Annotated in this window: 18 protein-coding genes and 3 pseudogenes; 17 read left to right on the forward strand and 4 right to left on the reverse strand. The window is 65.3% G+C overall.

Annotation, left to right across the window (positions count from 1 at the left end):
* Nucleotides 1-3 precede the first annotated feature (3 nt).
* From ACLIVD_RS39250 to ACLIVD_RS39285, 8 genes and pseudogenes are all read left to right on the forward strand, one after another.
* A complete protein-coding gene (locus tag ACLIVD_RS39250) occupies nt 4-408 on the forward strand; it encodes a hypothetical protein (RefSeq protein ID WP_491933309.1) in 405 nt (134 codons plus the stop codon).
* Entirely contained in the window at nt 405-1,442 is a 1,038-nt protein-coding gene (locus ACLIVD_RS39255; RefSeq protein ID WP_491933310.1) for a hypothetical protein, read from the forward strand. The genes ACLIVD_RS39250 and ACLIVD_RS39255 overlap by 4 nt, the downstream gene beginning before the upstream one ends.
* On the forward strand, nt 1,442-2,329 hold the full coding sequence (locus ACLIVD_RS39260) for a hypothetical protein (RefSeq protein WP_064079838.1): 888 nt from the start codon (nt 1,442-1,444) through the stop codon (nt 2,327-2,329). The genes ACLIVD_RS39255 and ACLIVD_RS39260 overlap by 1 nt, the downstream gene beginning before the upstream one ends.
* A gap of 56 nt (nt 2,330-2,385) precedes the next feature.
* Nucleotides 2,386-2,574: a hypothetical protein gene (locus tag ACLIVD_RS39265; RefSeq protein WP_491933311.1), complete on the forward strand. Its 189-nt coding sequence runs from the start codon at nt 2,386-2,388 to the stop codon at nt 2,572-2,574.
* 272 nt (nt 2,575-2,846) lie between these two features.
* Nucleotides 2,847-3,794: a C40 family peptidase gene (locus ACLIVD_RS39270; protein WP_491933312.1), complete on the forward strand. Its 948-nt coding sequence runs from the start codon at nt 2,847-2,849 to the stop codon at nt 3,792-3,794.
* A 127-nt stretch (nt 3,795-3,921) separates the two neighbouring features.
* Nucleotides 3,922-4,338, forward strand: a complete 417-nt coding sequence (locus ACLIVD_RS39275; RefSeq protein WP_491933313.1) for a hypothetical protein — start codon at nt 3,922-3,924, stop codon at nt 4,336-4,338.
* A 165-nt stretch (nt 4,339-4,503) separates the two neighbouring features.
* Nucleotides 4,504-5,061 (forward strand): 3'-5' exonuclease, encoded by a 558-nt coding sequence (locus tag ACLIVD_RS39280; RefSeq protein ID WP_491933314.1) that lies wholly within the window; start codon nt 4,504-4,506, stop codon nt 5,059-5,061.
* Nucleotides 5,062-5,115: 54 nt separating this feature from the next.
* A pseudogene (locus ACLIVD_RS39285) lies at nt 5,116-5,820 on the forward strand (HNH endonuclease family protein); the annotation flags it as partial.
* A 30-nt stretch (nt 5,821-5,850) separates the two neighbouring features.
* Here the strand turns inward: ACLIVD_RS39285 and ACLIVD_RS39290 are convergent.
* Nucleotides 5,851-6,038, reverse strand: a pseudogene (locus ACLIVD_RS39290) (N-formylglutamate amidohydrolase); the annotation flags it as partial.
* A gap of 345 nt (nt 6,039-6,383) precedes the next feature.
* Between ACLIVD_RS39290 and ACLIVD_RS39295 the strand changes: the two are divergent.
* Complete coding sequence (locus ACLIVD_RS39295) at nt 6,384-6,974, forward strand: dihydrofolate reductase family protein (RefSeq protein WP_491933315.1); 591 nt, start codon at nt 6,384-6,386, stop codon at nt 6,972-6,974.
* Nucleotides 6,975-7,121: 147 nt separating this feature from the next.
* Entirely contained in the window at nt 7,122-7,319 is a 198-nt protein-coding gene (locus tag ACLIVD_RS39300) for a hypothetical protein (protein ID WP_491933316.1), read from the forward strand.
* 188 nt (nt 7,320-7,507) lie between these two features.
* Here the strand turns inward: ACLIVD_RS39300 and ACLIVD_RS39305 are convergent, their stop codons facing one another.
* Nucleotides 7,508-7,849: a hypothetical protein gene (locus tag ACLIVD_RS39305; protein WP_491933318.1), complete on the reverse strand. Its 342-nt coding sequence runs from the start codon at nt 7,847-7,849 to the stop codon at nt 7,508-7,510.
* Nucleotides 7,850-8,033: 184 nt separating this feature from the next.
* On the opposite strand from ACLIVD_RS39305, the gene ACLIVD_RS39310 reads away from it, so the two are divergent.
* Nucleotides 8,034-8,228 carry a hypothetical protein gene (locus ACLIVD_RS39310; protein WP_491933319.1) on the forward strand — a complete coding sequence of 65 codons (195 nt, stop codon included), beginning with the start codon at nt 8,034-8,036 and terminating at the stop codon, nt 8,226-8,228.
* Between the two features lie 213 nt (nt 8,229-8,441).
* Here the strand turns inward: ACLIVD_RS39310 and ACLIVD_RS39315 are convergent, their stop codons facing one another.
* Nucleotides 8,442-8,870 carry a YciI family protein gene (locus ACLIVD_RS39315; protein ID WP_491933321.1) on the reverse strand — a complete coding sequence of 143 codons (429 nt, stop codon included), beginning with the start codon at nt 8,868-8,870 and terminating at the stop codon, nt 8,442-8,444.
* 185 nt (nt 8,871-9,055) lie between these two features.
* Nucleotides 9,056-9,910: a phosphoadenosine phosphosulfate reductase domain-containing protein gene (locus tag ACLIVD_RS39320; RefSeq protein WP_491933322.1), complete on the reverse strand. Its 855-nt coding sequence runs from the start codon at nt 9,908-9,910 to the stop codon at nt 9,056-9,058.
* A 128-nt stretch (nt 9,911-10,038) separates the two neighbouring features.
* Here ACLIVD_RS39320 and ACLIVD_RS39325 point away from each other — a divergent pair, with 128 nt between their 5' ends.
* The 6 genes and pseudogenes from ACLIVD_RS39325 (at nt 10,039) to ACLIVD_RS39350 (ending at nt 15,407) form a co-directional block, all read left to right on the forward strand.
* Nucleotides 10,039-10,716, forward strand: coding sequence for a hypothetical protein (locus tag ACLIVD_RS39325; protein WP_491933324.1), 678 nt, complete (start codon nt 10,039-10,041; stop codon nt 10,714-10,716).
* A complete protein-coding gene (locus ACLIVD_RS39330) occupies nt 10,713-11,129 on the forward strand; it encodes a hypothetical protein (RefSeq protein WP_491933325.1) in 417 nt (138 codons plus the stop codon). The genes ACLIVD_RS39325 and ACLIVD_RS39330 overlap by 4 nt, the downstream gene beginning before the upstream one ends.
* Nucleotides 11,126-11,995 carry an RAMP superfamily CRISPR-associated protein gene (locus ACLIVD_RS39335; protein WP_491933326.1) on the forward strand — a complete coding sequence of 290 codons (870 nt, stop codon included), beginning with the start codon at nt 11,126-11,128 and terminating at the stop codon, nt 11,993-11,995. The genes ACLIVD_RS39330 and ACLIVD_RS39335 overlap by 4 nt, the downstream gene beginning before the upstream one ends.
* Complete coding sequence (locus ACLIVD_RS39340) at nt 11,992-12,717, forward strand: hypothetical protein (protein WP_491933327.1); 726 nt, start codon at nt 11,992-11,994, stop codon at nt 12,715-12,717. Before ACLIVD_RS39335 ends, ACLIVD_RS39340 begins: the two co-directional genes overlap by 4 nt.
* A gap of 245 nt (nt 12,718-12,962) precedes the next feature.
* Nucleotides 12,963-13,208: pseudogene (locus ACLIVD_RS39345) on the forward strand (WhiB family transcriptional regulator); the annotation flags it as partial.
* 1,446 nt (nt 13,209-14,654) lie between these two features.
* Nucleotides 14,655-15,407, forward strand: a complete 753-nt coding sequence (locus ACLIVD_RS39350; RefSeq protein WP_491933328.1) for a hypothetical protein — start codon at nt 14,655-14,657, stop codon at nt 15,405-15,407.
* Nucleotides 15,408-15,411 lie beyond the last annotated feature (4 nt).

The raw sequence follows: 15,411 nt of genomic DNA on the forward strand, positions 1-15,411 counted from the left end.
CTGATGGGAGAAGTGTTGAGTATTCACCAGGACGTTGACCTGTCATCCGGTCCGGCGCACCACCGGCCGGACGAGCTCGTTCACCGCGGCGCGAGGTCGTACACACGGCATGTTCTGAACCGGGTGGCAGCGTGTGGTGTGCAGGTCGGGGCGCGGCATCGGTGCATCGATCTGCATCACGAAGCGAAGACCTACAACCCGTGGCAAGACGTCACCTATTGCCGCTGCGGTCACATCCGGTGGGCGGGCGAGCATGCGCAGTTCGACACCGCCGTCGAAGCATTCGAGGTTTTCCCTCATCACCCCTCGGGGCGGCCGGATCCACGGACCTATCCCGGAAAAAATGACACCGAATCGCGGCAGGTCAGCGAGCAGCGGCCCATCGGGCGAAGCGAGCTACGCCGATGATCCCGGCAGAAGCGGGCGACCCCGCGGCCCGCGCTGTTCTGGACATGATCGACCGCGTCGAGATCGACCCAGAGAGCGACCAGTTTCTGACGGCGCTCGACCGTATCCACTTACAACTCCTCTCGCCGAGGGTGGCAACGATCGTCGCAAGGCGAGCGGAGCTGGGTTTTACCGCCTACGACGTGAATACCTATCCCCGACGGAATATGTGGCGCACGCAGGTCCCGTTCGGGCGGACGAACGGCGGTGTTGTTGTCGAGATTCCCCTCGTCGTGATCGCACCTGTTCTGATCGGCATGATTCCTGTCCTACTCAACATGAATCCGCTGTTTCAGTCTCCGATCACGGCTCTGACGGTATTCATCTCCGCGGCCGCAGGTGTGGAGGTCCTCGCGATGTGGTGGTGGATCCGCCGCGATCCCTTCAACCTGACCGCGGCGGACAAGCAGATGTTCCGCGGCAGCATTGCCAAGCTCAATGCTTACGTCTGGGCCGGCGGCGACTTCTTCGAACTTCGTCTGGCCATGACTGCGTCCGCGATCGTCGACGAGATTCGTGAAGTGCCGGCATGGAGTCACGAGGGCCTCGACATACACCGCATCCGGCTCGATATCGAGGACCACCTCCGAGTGATTCTCTGCCACTGCGGTGAGCTGGCAACTTTCCGGGCCAGCGTCGGCGAACCCACGACGGGAGTCAGTGCCGAGGCTGACGCGGCTCGGGCTGCCCACCATGAGCAGCGACGGTGGTTCGACCAGGTCAAAGAATCACTGATCGGGCGGGTCGCCGCGTTGTGGACGTATCACCAAGACCTACTGATGCTTCAGGACTCCATCGACGGTACTGCGGCTCTCGGTCGCATCGACGCTCACGCGCCGGCGCTCGGAGAACTGCTGGTCAACTCGGCGAATGATGACCTCGCAGCGTTGGCGGTCGGTGACCTGGCCACTGACCTGGCCGATCTACATCAGGCGCGGGAGAAGGCGCTGGCCCAGCTGCGCGGCGACGTAACCGGATTCGATCGGCGCAGCTGATGGGACGCAGCCATGACCGGATCAGCCCAGACCGCGGCGACGGTGTGTTCGATCCGGACAGGGGCGACAGTGACGTCGCCACCCGCAAGGAGGGCGAACTGATCTCGCAGCACGCCTACGACACCCGCGCCGATCTCCGCAGCGGAGCACGAGAACTCGACACCGCCACCGAGAACCTACCCGGATTGACCCGGGCGCAACGGGACCTCAACCGCGCCTATCCACGGCCCACGCCGGCGGCAATCGGAAACTCTCGGCTTCGCCCCCAGCTGCCACCGGCGATCGAACTCCGTCGCACACTCTCGGCACGACAGCGGAACACCCGATCCGCGGCGAAGCGCCGGGTCCTCGACGCCATGCCGAAAGCCCAGTACACGGCGCTGGCGTCGTTGACGTCGGACCCGAAGACCTGGCGGGAGACGAACAACGCCCTCTCCGCGGTGGCCGGCGACGCTGTCGAGCTCGACGATGCTCGCCGCAAGCAGGTCCAACGAGTGGACAGGGCCATCCAGCGATACGAACGCGAATCCGGACGAGGTCATCTCGTGTACACCTCGGTGAGCATCCCCAACGCGGTCGTGAACCCGTCAGATCTGCCCTCGACGCTATCGCCGGGGACGGTCCTGTCCTTCGACCGGTTCACTGCAGCAACCCATTCGCTGCACGAGCTGGACTCGACCGCCCGACCCACCGATGTCGTCTTCGAGATCCAGACCGACCGGGGCATGTACTACGGGCAATCTTCCCGCGTAGACAACTCGCACCACTTGCTGCCACGAGGAATGCAGCTACAGGTGGTGGGGGCTCATTTTGTGCCGTACGAGCGACCCGGACAGCCACCGGGGGAGCGCCTGGTCGTCCAACTTGTCGATCACGAGACGCCATGACGAGTCGAGGCGGGGCGTTCGAGACAGATTCAACTCACCGGAAGGAACACACAGTCATGACTGCGGACAAGCCGCGCCATCGGCGCCCCGACCTGACCTTTCATCCCGATATCTTCGCTGTGCCCGCGCAATTCAGAGTGGTGAAAGCCGCGCCACACGACGATGCGGACCAGGCCGCGGACACAACGCAAGGGAAGGAGGGCTCCGGCGCTCATACCGGACGACGAGATGGCAAGGGGCTGTGAGCAGAAAGAAAAGTCGGAGGCCACCTCCAAGATGGTGTGCCTCCGACTCACCCAGTGCATTCTCAGTACCCACACCCTATTTGATCTTCCGCATCCGGTCCAATTCTCCACGCCCTATTGGCCGATGTGGATGCCCGACTGGGTTGCCCCGGTTGTGAGTTCGGTCGAGTTGTACAGGTCCATCTCTACTGTCGGTGATCGCACGACACCCTCGCGGTCATCGAGACAGTACTTCCGCCCTTGGCCGCCACACCAACGGCAAAGGAGACATCATGGATTTCGCATCGATCATCGTCGGCGTCGCAGTGGCCGGCGCATCAGCTGCCCAGGGCGGCGGAGTGGACCCCGCGATCACCGACAGCGTCACGGCGGTCGCACAGGAACTACCGCCAGCTCTCGCCCAGTATGTCCCGGACCCGCAGCCCTACCTCGACGACGCGGCCCGGGCAGTGCAGCAGGCGCAGGAGCAGTTGCCCGCCGAGTGGCAAGCCGAGATCGAGAACGCCATTCCACCGGAAGTCCAGGATGGGGCTGCCGGCGCCAGGGAACAGCTCCCGCCCGAGGCGCAGGGCCTGATTCCCGAGGTCGTCCTGCCCGCCCCTAGCCCGGAACCCGGGCCCGCCGACGGTGTCACCAACCCCGCAGGACCCGCAGCTCAGGCACCGTCCTCAACTCCGCCGCCGGAGACGAATCCGCTAGTCCTGCCTCCTGCCGTCAGCGGAGCACCCACCACTGCTGCCGGCATCCCCTCCCTGACAGGAATGCTCGCCCCGACCGCAGTCAGCGATCTGACCTTCGATCCCCGCTTTCCCCGCAACCTCGAGTTCGCGCGTGCGGTCATCGAAGCGGCGATGCGTGCGATCGGATTGCCCTACCAATGGGGCGGAGGCCTTCTCACCGGACCGTCGATGGGCGATGGCACCGGAGGAGCTACAGCCGGCTACGACTGCTCTGGGCTCACTCGCTTCGCCTACTACATCGGCACCGGAGGCACGAAGGTCTTGCCGCGAACCTCACAGGAACAGTTCCGGGCAGGCCAGCAGATCAGCATGGACCAGGCCCAGCCTGGTGACCTGCTGTTCGGGAACTGGCAGGCAGACGGAGCCAACCACGTCGCGATCTACCTCGGTGGCGGAAAAATGCTTGAAGCACCGCAGACCGGGCAGCTCATCCAGATCAGCGCCGTGCGCTCGGACATGGTGCCCGCCCGCTTCCTGTGACCATCGGGGACAGTGCCCTGTGCTTGATCCCGAAGCGGAACAATACGATCGCCACTACAAACGCAGACCGGCAACAGAGTCGTGGCGACGTGCGGCACGACCGCAGAGACGAAGGAGACAGTGCCGCATGACGATTACGCCAGCAGCCCACAAGAAGGCAATCGAGACCGCACGAAAGAATGCGGAAGCACTGGCGCAGAAGGCAATCGAAACACGAGTCGCACTTGTCGGAGCCATCGGTGAAGCAGTGGAAGAGCTCGCCGCGCTCGATTCCGCACGCGAGGCAGCTGTAGACGCAATCAGGATGGCCCACGAGAACGCGATCGAAGGCGGGTGGACGGCCAAAGAGCTCGCAGCCATGGGCTACATCGCCCCGAAGAAGCGGAAGAACGCCTCCAGTAAGGCCGCGCGTGGTGGCGCCAGCAAGGACGCGACTGAGACGACCGATGTCGCAGATGCTGCTGCACCGCAGGAAGGAGATCAGCCGCCGAGCACCGACGGGCAGGTCTCCAGCGAGCGCGAACCTGAGCATTCCTACAGCTAGGAAGCAGTCCGGTGGTGTGGCCCCGGTCTCTCGGGTGTCGTCCTCCCGATCCTTGTCGGAAGACGGCGCCCGAGAGCTACCAGGAGCTTCGCCGGGCCGGCATAGGTGCCGGAGTCAGAACCACATGTCAGAGGGTGCCGTCACGATGATCACGAAGGAGGTGGCATGACCAGTACACAGACGTCTCCGCAGCAGTGGGCACGGGGTATGCTCGTCCCCAGCCGGGCAGCAGTGCTGGACATTGAGTCGACCGACCTCGACGGGTCGATCATCGAGATCTGCGTTTTGGACGCCGCCACCGGCAATCCACTGCTCGATACCCTGGTCGATCCCGGCGACGTTCCGATCCACCCGGACGCCTATGCCGTGCATAGTATTGCCCCGGCCGATCTGATCGGCGCACCCGGCTGGTCTACGGTCCACAAGAAGCTGCTTGCGGTGACCGCTGGCCGAGTGACCCTCTCCTACAACAGTCGGTTCGATCAGGGCCGCGTTCTCCATGATTGTGCTCGGCACAGTCTCGTCCCCGCGCACCTCGCCGACCCAGAGATGTGGGGATGCATCATGCGAATGCGATCGCAGGCCGAGGGCACCGAGAAGAGCATTCGGCTCGATGGCGGACACCGAGCCCGCAGCGACGCCGCGGCCGCCCGCACCATCCTGCTCAGCATCGCCGAGGGCCCCTCCGTGCCGACAACCCCCACATCCCACTCTCGGCTATAGCCCACCAAGGGAGCCTCCTTGCCATTCAGCCAGACGACCACCCGCCGGACGAAAGTGCTATTCGCCTCCGCCGCGGCCGCAGTTCTCGCCGGCTGCGGCACCGTCTCCGCTATTGAGGCGCAGACCCGTCCAAGCACCCCACCAGTAGTCCCGACCGCCGACATGGTGGCCAGCCCAACTCCTGACGTCGCGCAGACCACCCTCGCCACCCTGGAAACACTGCCGGTCAAAGGCCGCGCGCCCAAAACCGGCTACACGCGAGACGAATTCGGCCAGGCATGGTCCGATGACGTCACCGTCGCAGGCGGACACAACGGGTGCGACACCCGCAACGACATCCTTGGCCGCGACCTCATCGACCGAACCTACAAGGACGGCACCAAGAACTGCGTGATCCTCACCGGCACCCTCAACGACCCATATACCGGCAAGACCATCGCGTTCACCCGCGGCAAGGACACCTCGAGCTCGGTGCAGATCGATCACGTCGTCGCGCTCTCCGACGCCTGGCAGAAAGGCGCCCAACAGCTCGACGACACCACCCGCCGCAACCTGGCCAACGATCCCCGGAATCTCCTCGCCGCGGACGGCCCGGCGAACCAGCAAAAAAGCGACGGCGACGCCGCGACCTGGCTGCCTGCCAACAAGAGCTTCCGGTGTGTTTACGTTGCAAAGCAGGTCGAGGTCAAGGCTGCATATCAACTCTGGGTCACCCAAGCCGAGAAGGACGCGATTGCTCGTGTCCTTTCTGCGTGCGGCTAGGGGTGATCTCGCTACAGGGGTGTGGCCGTCGACGGTCGAGAAGATCGTGCGCGCCCACTCGGCGGGCTCCGCAGGGGCAGATAGCGTGGCGGGCCCGTCGCCGCGTCGAAGGGGTGCACGATGACCGCGACGGCGAATCCGGCTGCCGCGGGGAACCACTCCTCGGCTGCGACCTCGAACGGTGCGATGGAGGTGTGGATCCGCCGCCCCAGGATTCTTCACCGGACCACTTCTACGGGACGTCGCAGGTCAGCGAGTTCCAGTCGTGGGACGGCAATCGGAACGTGCCGGTGAGGGTTCCTCTTGCGGTGCAGCGGGCACAGCACGCCTGCCGTCGATCCTGCGGCGATTCATCCGATCGCGCTGAAAGAGAAGCGACCAGCGGTCGCCGATCACCTCGACGGCCGCGTTATCGCGCACCCCGAGCGCGGCTGTCCAGCCTTCGGCCTCACCGTCCCGTGTATAGCACTTGCGACCCCCACCACTTGTTACGGTGACGCCTACCACCTGCGACCCGCAACTGCTTCCTGGGAGATGCTGATCCCGACACCACCTGCCACATGTCGATCTCGCTCGACGGCTTCGTCGCCGGACCCGAGCAGAGCCGGGACAATCCGCTGGGCAAGCGCGGCGGCGAGCTGCACGGCTGGCATATCGGCGACCCGCGCGCGACCGAAGCCGACAAGACAGCCAACGGATGGCTCATGCGCCCTCGCGGCGCCTACGTCATGGGCCGCAACATGTTCGGGCCGATCCGCGGTGAGTGGAACGAGGCGTGGGACGGATGGTGGGGATCCGAGCCGCCCTACCACGCACCGGTCTTCGTGCTCACTCACCACGCACGCGAACCGATCGAGATGGAGGGCGGGACCACCTTCCACTTCGTCACCGAGGGGTTCGACGCCGCCTACGCGCAGGCGCTCCAAGCGGCCGACGGCAACGGCGTGGACATCGCCGGCGGCGCTTCGACAGTCCGACAGGCACTCAACGCCGCCGTGATCGATGAACTCACCCTCGACATCGCACCCGTCCTACTCGGCAGCGGCGAGCGCATGTTCGACGGCGTCGAGACGTTCGGCTTCGAGCCCGTCGAGGTGCTCCACTCACCGCTAACCACCCATATCCGTTATCGCAGAGGCAGCGCCGGCTGAGCAGCAACTGCCCTTCGTGCGTCTCAATCGAGGATCCCCTTGCGGTGTCTCATGAGGCCAGCTCCCGCTAACGACCATTTCTGGGGCACCTCCGATCCGAGCACCGGCTCTCCCTCTCATTGCGACCGCGCGGAGTAGAACGGGAAGATGGGAAGGCAGGCAGCCGTCGTGCTCTACGTGCTCGCGCTGGTAGCCGTCGTGGTCGGCGTGGACGTCCTGTTCTTCAGGCACCACTTCTGGGAGCGGCTGCTGGTGAACGTCGGCATCGTCCTGGACTTCGCGGCGTTCTATTTGAGGTTCCAGAAGGTTCATGAGCGCAGCCGCCGCAATTACAACGCGAAGTAGCGCACACCTATCCAGGGCAGATGAACCGGTGCACCGTTAGCCCCCATTGGGCCAGGCCGAACGAGGCTATAGCCCCGGCTCCCTCATCGTCACGCTCGCCGTCGCGGCGATCTGGTCGGTCTTCCAATAATGCGTGACGTCCTCGACGAGGGCTCGCGAACGCGAGCGGTTCGCCTGACTCCGCCCTACTAGGAGCTCTTGAAGAGAGAGTTCTTCGTCGAGGAAGCCGGCACGACCTCCAGCCGCTGTAGCTCTGCACCGGCATCGGCGACGTCGCCGTCAGCTTGGTCGAGTATTTGCAGGCCTTTTTCAACTGCGCGCCAGTCCGCGGACAGATCGAAATATCCCAGGAGATCAACGACCTCGGCGACCCACCGTTTCGCGCCGCGTCTGTCACGTCGCAGCTGGGCGTAGTAGGTCACCATGGCGTCGCTCACCGACTTCTTGCGCTGCCCCCACTTCTCGCCCTTCCTGGCCGCGTCACTGGCCAGTTGCCACAGCTGTGCAACGTCGACGTGCCGATCCAGCACCGGTTCCCTCACACCTTGCACAGTAGCGATCCAACAGGGCAGGTGATAGCGACCCTGCATGTAGCCGATCGGCTATCGGCACAGCGCTTGGCGCGCCCCGATGCGGCAGGCGGAGCAAGATCGAATCGAACCCGGCAAATATCGGCGGCTTGCACACCGAAACCGGACGGGTTAGTCATGTCTTATGACCGAGAATCCGGGAACCCGCGCGGGTTTGCAGGTGGGTGACCGTGTCAAGGTGCACGCCGAAGGCACATCGGTGTTCGTCATTGTGAGCGTCGAGGGTGAGGACGCGCTGATCGAGTCCGTCGACGAGGCGGCGCCGGGCCGCTTCCCGTTCCACTGCAAACTGTCGCGGCTCGTGCCCGCTGAGTCGTAGCCGCGTTCTCTGCTCGCGGTCCTGGATGGCTCGGCGGCGGATCATGCACGGTGGGGTTGGGGCAGCGCTGCGGATTTCGGGGGCCGGCCAGGTCGGCAACCAGGGCGCGCCCGGGATCACTATCCCGGGCGCCCGCTCTGTCCTCGATTCCGCGGCAGGCAGAGGCTCTCTACCGCCCCTCGGCCGGCCCCTAGGCACTGCGATCCGATGTCATCACCCGTGGTGAAAACCGCACTCCGTAGTGGTTGGAGAGGCGGCAAGGAACGGGCGCACCTCGAGCCATTCGTGGATCGGTTTCCCATCCGCACCCGGGGCCGCGGACAGCTCGCCGGCCAGTTCGAGCGCCCGCTCGTGGGTCTCGACGTCGATCACCATCCAGCCGGCGATCAGGTCCTTGGTCTCCGCGAACGGGCCGTCGGTGACTGGCGGTCGCCCCTCGCCGTCGTAGCGGACGAACGTACCCTCCGCGGACAGTGCCTGACTGTCGACGAACTCGCCGGTGCCCTCGAGCCGGGCGGCGAAGTCGTTCATGTACTGCACGTGGGCGGAGATCTCCTCCGGCGTCCACTGGTCCATCGGTACGTCGTTGACCGATGCCGGCGCGCCACGGTAGTGCTTGAGCAGTAGGTACTTGGCCATCATGTTCTCCTTGGTGCGGTGCGGCCCATTGTGGCCGTGTTCACTTCGGGGACGCAGCCGCGCGCGGGTTCTCGACATCCCACGGAGACATTTCCTGACCATCTTCTCTGTCGGGATCTTGTCTCGACGCTTCCCGTCCCGGTCGCCGCTGCAGCGATCGAAGTCTCACCGCATGTAAAGCGGAGGTGTCAGACGAACTCGCGGATTCGGGGGAGAACTTGGGCGAGTTCCTCGAAAAGGTTCGGCCATCCGCGTCGTAGCCGGGTGATGCGACCGTGTTCGAGGAAGGCGCCGTCGATCATGTGGGAGACCCGTAGGTGTTGTTCGGGTGTGCCGAGTTGGCGGAGTTTGTCGTAGACGGGGTTCACCGGTAGTTGGTGGTGGGCGATGTATGCCCAGATCTCGTCGACGCTCCAGTCCCATATGGGCCCGAAGACATGTGTTCCGTCGGCTCGGTCGATGAGGCCGCCGTGGTGTCGGCGTTGTTCGGTGGTGTTGGTGCAGCAGCCGTCGCAGTCGCGTGTGACGTGGCTGCTGAGTGCGTTGTAGTACAGCGACCAGCGTCCGGTCCCTTTCGGGGATTCGTCGGCGCGTACGCCCCAGATTTCTCCTGGCCCGTGGGCTGCGTGCGCCGCGCGGGAGGGTGCACCGATGAGGATGTCGCGCAGCTTTTGGCTCGTGGCCCGGGTGGGCTGTTGGTGGTCCCATTCGCCGGACTGGGCGAGGACGGTCAGCAGTGGTGGGTCGGCTCGGTGGGGTTCGAGGTTGAGGTTCCAGGTGTCGGCGAGTGCTGTGATGTAGGTATAGGTCTCGGGGTACTCGAGGCCGGAGTCGAAGAACACGACGGGGATGTTCGGTTCGACCTGCAGGGTGAGGTGGAGTGCGACGAGTGAGTCCTTGCCGCCGGAGAAGGCGAGGTATCCGTCGTGGTCGTCGAGGTGCCCGGCGATGCGCCCGGTGAGGGTTGCGAGGTCGCGGCGGGGCCGGCGCAGTGCCCGAAGAGTGTTCAGGTCCAGGCCGTCGGGTTCGGGCTTGCCCGCCACACGTCCTCCTCACGTTGTCCGGTCGGGTATCGAGATCTCGCAGCTTCTGTCACACAGTGTCCGCCCGGTGGATCTTCCTCCAGGCGTAGGGGCGTTTCTTATCGCCTGGGCATGTGAGGAGTGTTGGTGTGGGGAAACTGTGCGAGGTGGACGGCCGGCAGGACGTCGTCGCCGCGGCATTCGCGTCGACGAAGACGCGCGAGGTAGTCGAGCTGGCGAAGGTGGGCCGGTGTGCGCGATGCGCGGCGTCCCCGGTTCCGGTGGAGGCGGTGACCAAGGTGGTCTCCCGAACGTTCACGGGTTTCGATTCGTGGAAAGCGCCCGCGGAGGGTGGGCTGTGCACGTCCTGCGCCTGGGCCTACCAGCACCCGGATCTGCGCAGAAGCATGCATGTGGTCACCACACGACCAGCAATGAGGGCAGTGACGGCGGCGGATCTCGAACGGATCTTGTCGCGGCCGCTCGAGCCGGATACCGCCGTGGTGGTGCCCTTGCGGCCCGGCCGAAAGCACATCCTGCCGCACGCGCGGTGGGGCGGGATTGCGGTCGAGGACACGTGCCTGCCCTGGACTATGCGTGATGTCGCGGCGGTGACAGCGATGCGTCGACTGCGGGCGCTGGGGTTCGGTGCCCGCATGCTCGCCGAGCCTGCAGCCCCGTATCCGGTGTTCGCCACGATCGCCCCCAGGCGGTGGCCGGCGGTCTTCGCGGACTGGGATCGTCTCGCCCCGTACCGCCAGGTCGGGCAGTGGTGGGAGCTCGCGCTGCGAGCCACCGTGTCGGCGAGTGCGAAGGGAACGAAATGACCAGCCCGACCGATCGATGGCTCGCGTCCGCACCGGCGGGGCTGCCGCCGCTCGAGGGTCCGGCGTCGACGGCCGAACGCCTGCTGCTGTTGCTGCACTACGGGATCGACTGGGATTCGGGATGGGTCGGCCGGCGACGGGAGAGGTACTGGACCCAGCACCTGCCGAACCGTGTTCGGGTCGCCACCTATATCGGTGGCGGCGATCTCGACCGGTGGTGGTCGGTGGTCTCACGGTCCCTCGAATCGGAACCGACGAACACCGACCAACGGCTGGAACTGGCGACGTTGCTGCGTGAGGAGTCCGAGCCGGTGCTGACGTTGCTACGTGAGCGTCCCACGTCGTACGTGTTGCGCACGCGGATCGTCGCCGAAGCCGTGGCCGCCGCTCGCACTTCGGGAAGGAAGAAATGATGAGGTCGACGGTGCGCTGGGATGTCGAGCTGACCGCGCTGTCCTCGATCTCCCAGAAGGGGGAGGACTCCGGAACGACGACGACACTGTTCCGGCGCGAGCCGGTGATCCAGCCGGACGGCAGGCCGGTGCTGGTGCCGATCGTGTCCGGCAACTCCCTGCGCGGCGGGTTGCGCAGGATCGCCGAGGAGCTATTCCGCGATGTCATCGGCTACGAACAGCAGATCCCACTCTCGGCGGCGCACGCGCTACGCAACGGTGGCTCTTTGACGAAGGTCACCGGCGACGGTCTGACCGGTCGCCGGCGGCAGCGACTGCGGGAGCTGGTTCCCCCGATCGGGGTGTTCGGCGGCAACGGCGGAGGTCAGCCACCGATCGATGGCTGCTTGAAGGTGGGCAAGGTCATCCCGCGGGTGCGTGAGACCGAGACGATCATGACCCGGGCGTATACCGGCCGATTGATGAGTCAGTTCGAGTCGGTCTCCCTGGAGAGCTACAGCCGATTCGACGACACCGACACCCGGACGTTCCCCGAATCCTCCGCGGGGGGCGGAGCCGGCAAGGATGCCGGATCGTCGATGCTGATGCGATTCGAGGTCGAAACACTCCCTGCAGGAACCCGTTTCGAAACCTTCTTGCGGCTGGACCGGGCCACCCCTCTCGAAATTTCGTTCTTCACCGATGTGTGGGGCAGATTCGCGCGTGACGGATTCCTCGGAGGGCGCAGCGCGATAGGTCACGGGCGGGTCCGCGCCGAATCGGATCGGGTGGTGTTGGCCGGCCCGGACCCGCAGTTCGTGGACTGGCGCGTCGAGCTCGCACCACTGCGCGATGAGGTCATCGAAGCATTGTGCTGGCTGACATGACGGGCACCGAGGAGATGGCACCGTTCGTTGTCCGGGCGCACCTGTCGTCGGGACTGGCGCACGCGACGCCGTGGGGAATCAGTCTCGACGGGATCCTCGCCGCCGAACTGTGGGCCGATCACAAGGCCGCGGCCCTCGACCGAGGCGAGTATGTGCCGGCGCTGACACCCGAGTGCGCCCCGCCCGACCTCGAGCTGCCACTGGCGCGATGCGAGCTCGCCGGCGAGGACTGGCATTGGTGTGCGACGTGCTCGTTCCCCGAGGACCCGGCCGGTGATCCCGTGGTGCGGCACTGGGCGTCGCGGGCCGATCACCGCGGGCTCGAGCAACTCAGTCACACGCTGCCGGCGGTGATCTCGGATCGACAGGGCCGCTACCGGGCCCGCTACATGCCCCTGATGATCACCAACACCCGCACGGTCACCTGGCGCGGAGTCGGAGATCTCGACGCCGTCGCCATGATCCTGGGTGGCCTGGATGTCATCGGAAAGAAACGGGCCCATGGTGAGGGCCGGGTCCTGCGGTGGGAGTTCGAACACTGCCCCGCCGCAGACCGGTGGGCGTCGGCGCACCTGCATAGCGACGGCACTCTCGGGCGCACCACACCACCGGCCTGTATGCCCGAACTCTTGGAACCGGAATCGGCCGGCTTCGGGTTGGCCGGCCTGCGGCCGCCGTACATGCACCCGACCCGAATGCGTCAACTCCACCTACCTCGATGAGTGTTGTGTGAGTACCGGTTCGGTGCATGTTTCTCCGCACGATGTCACTCAACTCATCCATTTCGGATCTTCCTCCTCATGACGGGGTAAGGCCGCTTCGGAGAGGACACGAATGGCCGTGACGGAGGACATCGATCACCGCATGACGGGTTGTGTGCGCCGGCCGTGATGCGAAATCAAGTCGAACTGTCCAGGTCAGGGGATACCGTCCGCCCCACCGAGACACCATCTGCGGGAAAAGGGAGATGAGCGAGATGACCAATACCGACACACGCACCAGGATGGCGTTCGACGCTCCGGAGTGGCGAGACTTCGCGCTGTGCCGGGTGACCGATCCGGAAGCGTTCTTCCCAGAGACGGGGGAGAACGGCCGCCCCGCGAAGCGGGTGTGCTCTAGGTGCGAAGTCCGTGACGCCTGCCTCGCCGAGGCACTCGCCCAAGACGAGCGGTTCGGGATCTGGGGTGGGCTGACCGCGGCCGAGCGTCGCAAGCACTACCCGAAGCGACGCTTGGGACGGGTGAATCGGAAAGACGCCGCTGGCCACAGTGAACAAGCGCAGAAGCCGCGCCGAGGATTCTCGAAGGCTTGCGAGCAGTGATTCGGAATCGTCCGGAAGCCACACCTTACCCGGCATCATCTGGAGTCTGAACAGAGGAAGCGTCAGCAGAATCTGTAGCAACCGCCAAAGTCCAGTAACCCGAACGAGTGGTTCGGCAAACCTGCCTCACCAAGTTCTAAGGATGCGATCCCCGGGTGGCGTAGATCGCGGGAGCGGATGGGCGCGGGTGATGTGCCTCCGCGGACTCCGCCCATGGAAGCTGGTCTTCAAACCGACAGATGGTAGTACGCAGGCCGGGATGCGTGGCGATGCGCCCTCAATGCCTAGGCCAACGGCGATGGCTGCTGTCGTGCAGTGTGATTCGGTATAGTGGCCTAGCCGGCGTTGCCGCCGGCGACGCGCACGCCGAATATGCCGATGGTTTGGTCGCCAGATGACGCATGTTCGCCGTGGCACCCACCGTGAGTGGGTCCGGGCGTGGCAGATGGTTACTAAGGCCCGTCTGCCACGCTTCGTCGTGTCACGCGGAGTGGACCCGAGCCAGGGAGGCAAGGGGTCGCGATGCATACAGGTCAAGTCCGAACGCGCTGGCGGCCGGATGGACCCCGATGCCGGCGTCAGCACCTCCACAGCGTCAAGCCCGGCGACTGCCGTCTGCCCGCAACTTATGACGGTCACCTTCGCGACAACGATGGTGTCCGCGAGCCGGACCGGGAGGTCGAGGATGCCGCGGACGTCGCGAAAAGGGCGTCCCCGAGGAAACCGAATCCGGATACACCCGTGCGTATACGCCGGGGCCTGTCGATTCCGGATTCGATTCTGCAGCAGCCGCGTTCGCCGCAACATAAAGTGCAGGTGGTCTTCGGACGCCGCGAGGCCGACAGCATCCAGAACCCGTGCCACCGGATGGGGAGCGCATTCGGCATCTGACCCAACCGTGTCGTCGATGATCACATCCACCTGTCGATGCTCTTGCGGTCGACATCGGCCGGTCGTGGTGCGCACCCACATTCTGGGCGTGATCTCCGGCCATCTCGGATATGGCGAAGCGATATACGGACTGTCCCGGTTTCAGAGCATCCTCGATCGGCACGACCGGTCACCGCGCGCCGGGTCACGGTGCGTATCCACCTACCCATCCCGTGCCCCCGGCACGGGATGGGTAGGTGGCGTTTTGGTGCCCTGGAAGGCTTGATTTCGGGGTCGGTCTGTGGGCGTGTTGCTGCTCGAATTCTATTGTTGTAAAGCGTTTTTCGGGTTGCGAGGTGTTGGTGGGGAGGGCTATATTTTTGGTGCCTTAGTCAGTGCGGGGCGGGAGCTGACCACTCCCGTTCCGCCCGTTTCCCGGGGGTGTTCTCCGGGGGTTTGGAGTGGTGTATGTCTATGGACGTTGCGGTTGCCAGAAACGTGTCGAGTGGTGCGGGTACGCCGTCTGCTGGAGGGGTGTTCCCGGTGGATGGGGTGTTCGTCGAGGTGCGCGAGGGCGCGGCGTGGACGGCGGGGTGGCTGGTCGCGGACCGTACGGAGGTCGCGGCGTGGACGGCGGGGTGGCTGGTCGCGGACCGTACGGAGGTCGCGGCGTTGTCGGTGGCGCGCGCTGCTGATTCTGCGGTGGAGCGGTGGGTGTCGGTGGCGTTGGTGCCGGTGTCGCCGGATGCGCCGCCGTGGTTTGGGCGCGTGCGCCCGGATCAGGTGATGGTGGCGTCGTTGCAGCGTCCGGTGCCGGTGTGGTGGGACCGGGTAGCGGGACCGCTGGTCCAGGTGCTGGCGGAGCGTCGTCAGACGCGGGCGTTGCGGGAGCAGTTGACGACGACGCAGACCGGTCACATGGAGTGGATCGAATCGCTGGCCTCGGATGCGCGGGAGTGGGCGGACGACAACAGCCTGTGCGGGCAGTTCGATCGGTTCATGGAGGAGCACGGTCTGCAGGGCCGTTCCCGGGATTTCACGGTGGATGTGTCGGTGAGCCTGTCGCTGTCGGTGTCGCTGACGATTTCGGCGACGGGGGAGTCCGACGCCGAGGAGCGGGTCGACAGGTACGACGTGGAGGAGGCGGTGCGCAGCCGGTTCGGGTCGTCTGAGGAGTTCACCATCGACAACTTCACCGTCGAGAGCGCATCGGAGGACTGAGCGG

This window comes from Rhodococcus sp. G6(2025), assembly GCF_058628105.1.

Coding starts and splice junctions, on each gene's coding strand:
- ACLIVD_RS39255 (WP_491933310.1), top strand. CDS start 405: ATGATCCCGGCAGAAGCGGGCGACCCCGCGGCCCGCGCTGTTCTGGAC.
- ACLIVD_RS39260 (WP_064079838.1), top strand. CDS start 1,442: ATGGGACGCAGCCATGACCGGATCAGCCCAGACCGCGGCGACGGTGTG.
- ACLIVD_RS39250 (WP_491933309.1), top strand. CDS start 4: ATGGGAGAAGTGTTGAGTATTCACCAGGACGTTGACCTGTCATCCGGT.
- ACLIVD_RS39275 (WP_491933313.1), top strand. CDS start 3,922: ATGACGATTACGCCAGCAGCCCACAAGAAGGCAATCGAGACCGCACGA.
- ACLIVD_RS39335 (WP_491933326.1), top strand. CDS start 11,126: ATGATGAGGTCGACGGTGCGCTGGGATGTCGAGCTGACCGCGCTGTCC.
- ACLIVD_RS39295 (WP_491933315.1), top strand. CDS start 6,384: ATGTCGATCTCGCTCGACGGCTTCGTCGCCGGACCCGAGCAGAGCCGG.
- ACLIVD_RS39280 (WP_491933314.1), top strand. CDS start 4,504: ATGACCAGTACACAGACGTCTCCGCAGCAGTGGGCACGGGGTATGCTC.
- ACLIVD_RS39300 (WP_491933316.1), top strand. CDS start 7,122: ATGGGAAGGCAGGCAGCCGTCGTGCTCTACGTGCTCGCGCTGGTAGCC.
- ACLIVD_RS39330 (WP_491933325.1), top strand. CDS start 10,713: ATGACCAGCCCGACCGATCGATGGCTCGCGTCCGCACCGGCGGGGCTG.
- ACLIVD_RS39340 (WP_491933327.1), top strand. CDS start 11,992: ATGACGGGCACCGAGGAGATGGCACCGTTCGTTGTCCGGGCGCACCTG.
- ACLIVD_RS39265 (WP_491933311.1), top strand. CDS start 2,386: ATGACTGCGGACAAGCCGCGCCATCGGCGCCCCGACCTGACCTTTCAT.
- ACLIVD_RS39270 (WP_491933312.1), top strand. CDS start 2,847: ATGGATTTCGCATCGATCATCGTCGGCGTCGCAGTGGCCGGCGCATCA.
- ACLIVD_RS39315 (WP_491933321.1), bottom strand. CDS start 8,870: ATGATGGCCAAGTACCTACTGCTCAAGCACTACCGTGGCGCGCCGGCA.
- ACLIVD_RS39310 (WP_491933319.1), top strand. CDS start 8,034: ATGACCGAGAATCCGGGAACCCGCGCGGGTTTGCAGGTGGGTGACCGT.
- ACLIVD_RS39350 (WP_491933328.1), top strand. CDS start 14,655: ATGTCTATGGACGTTGCGGTTGCCAGAAACGTGTCGAGTGGTGCGGGT.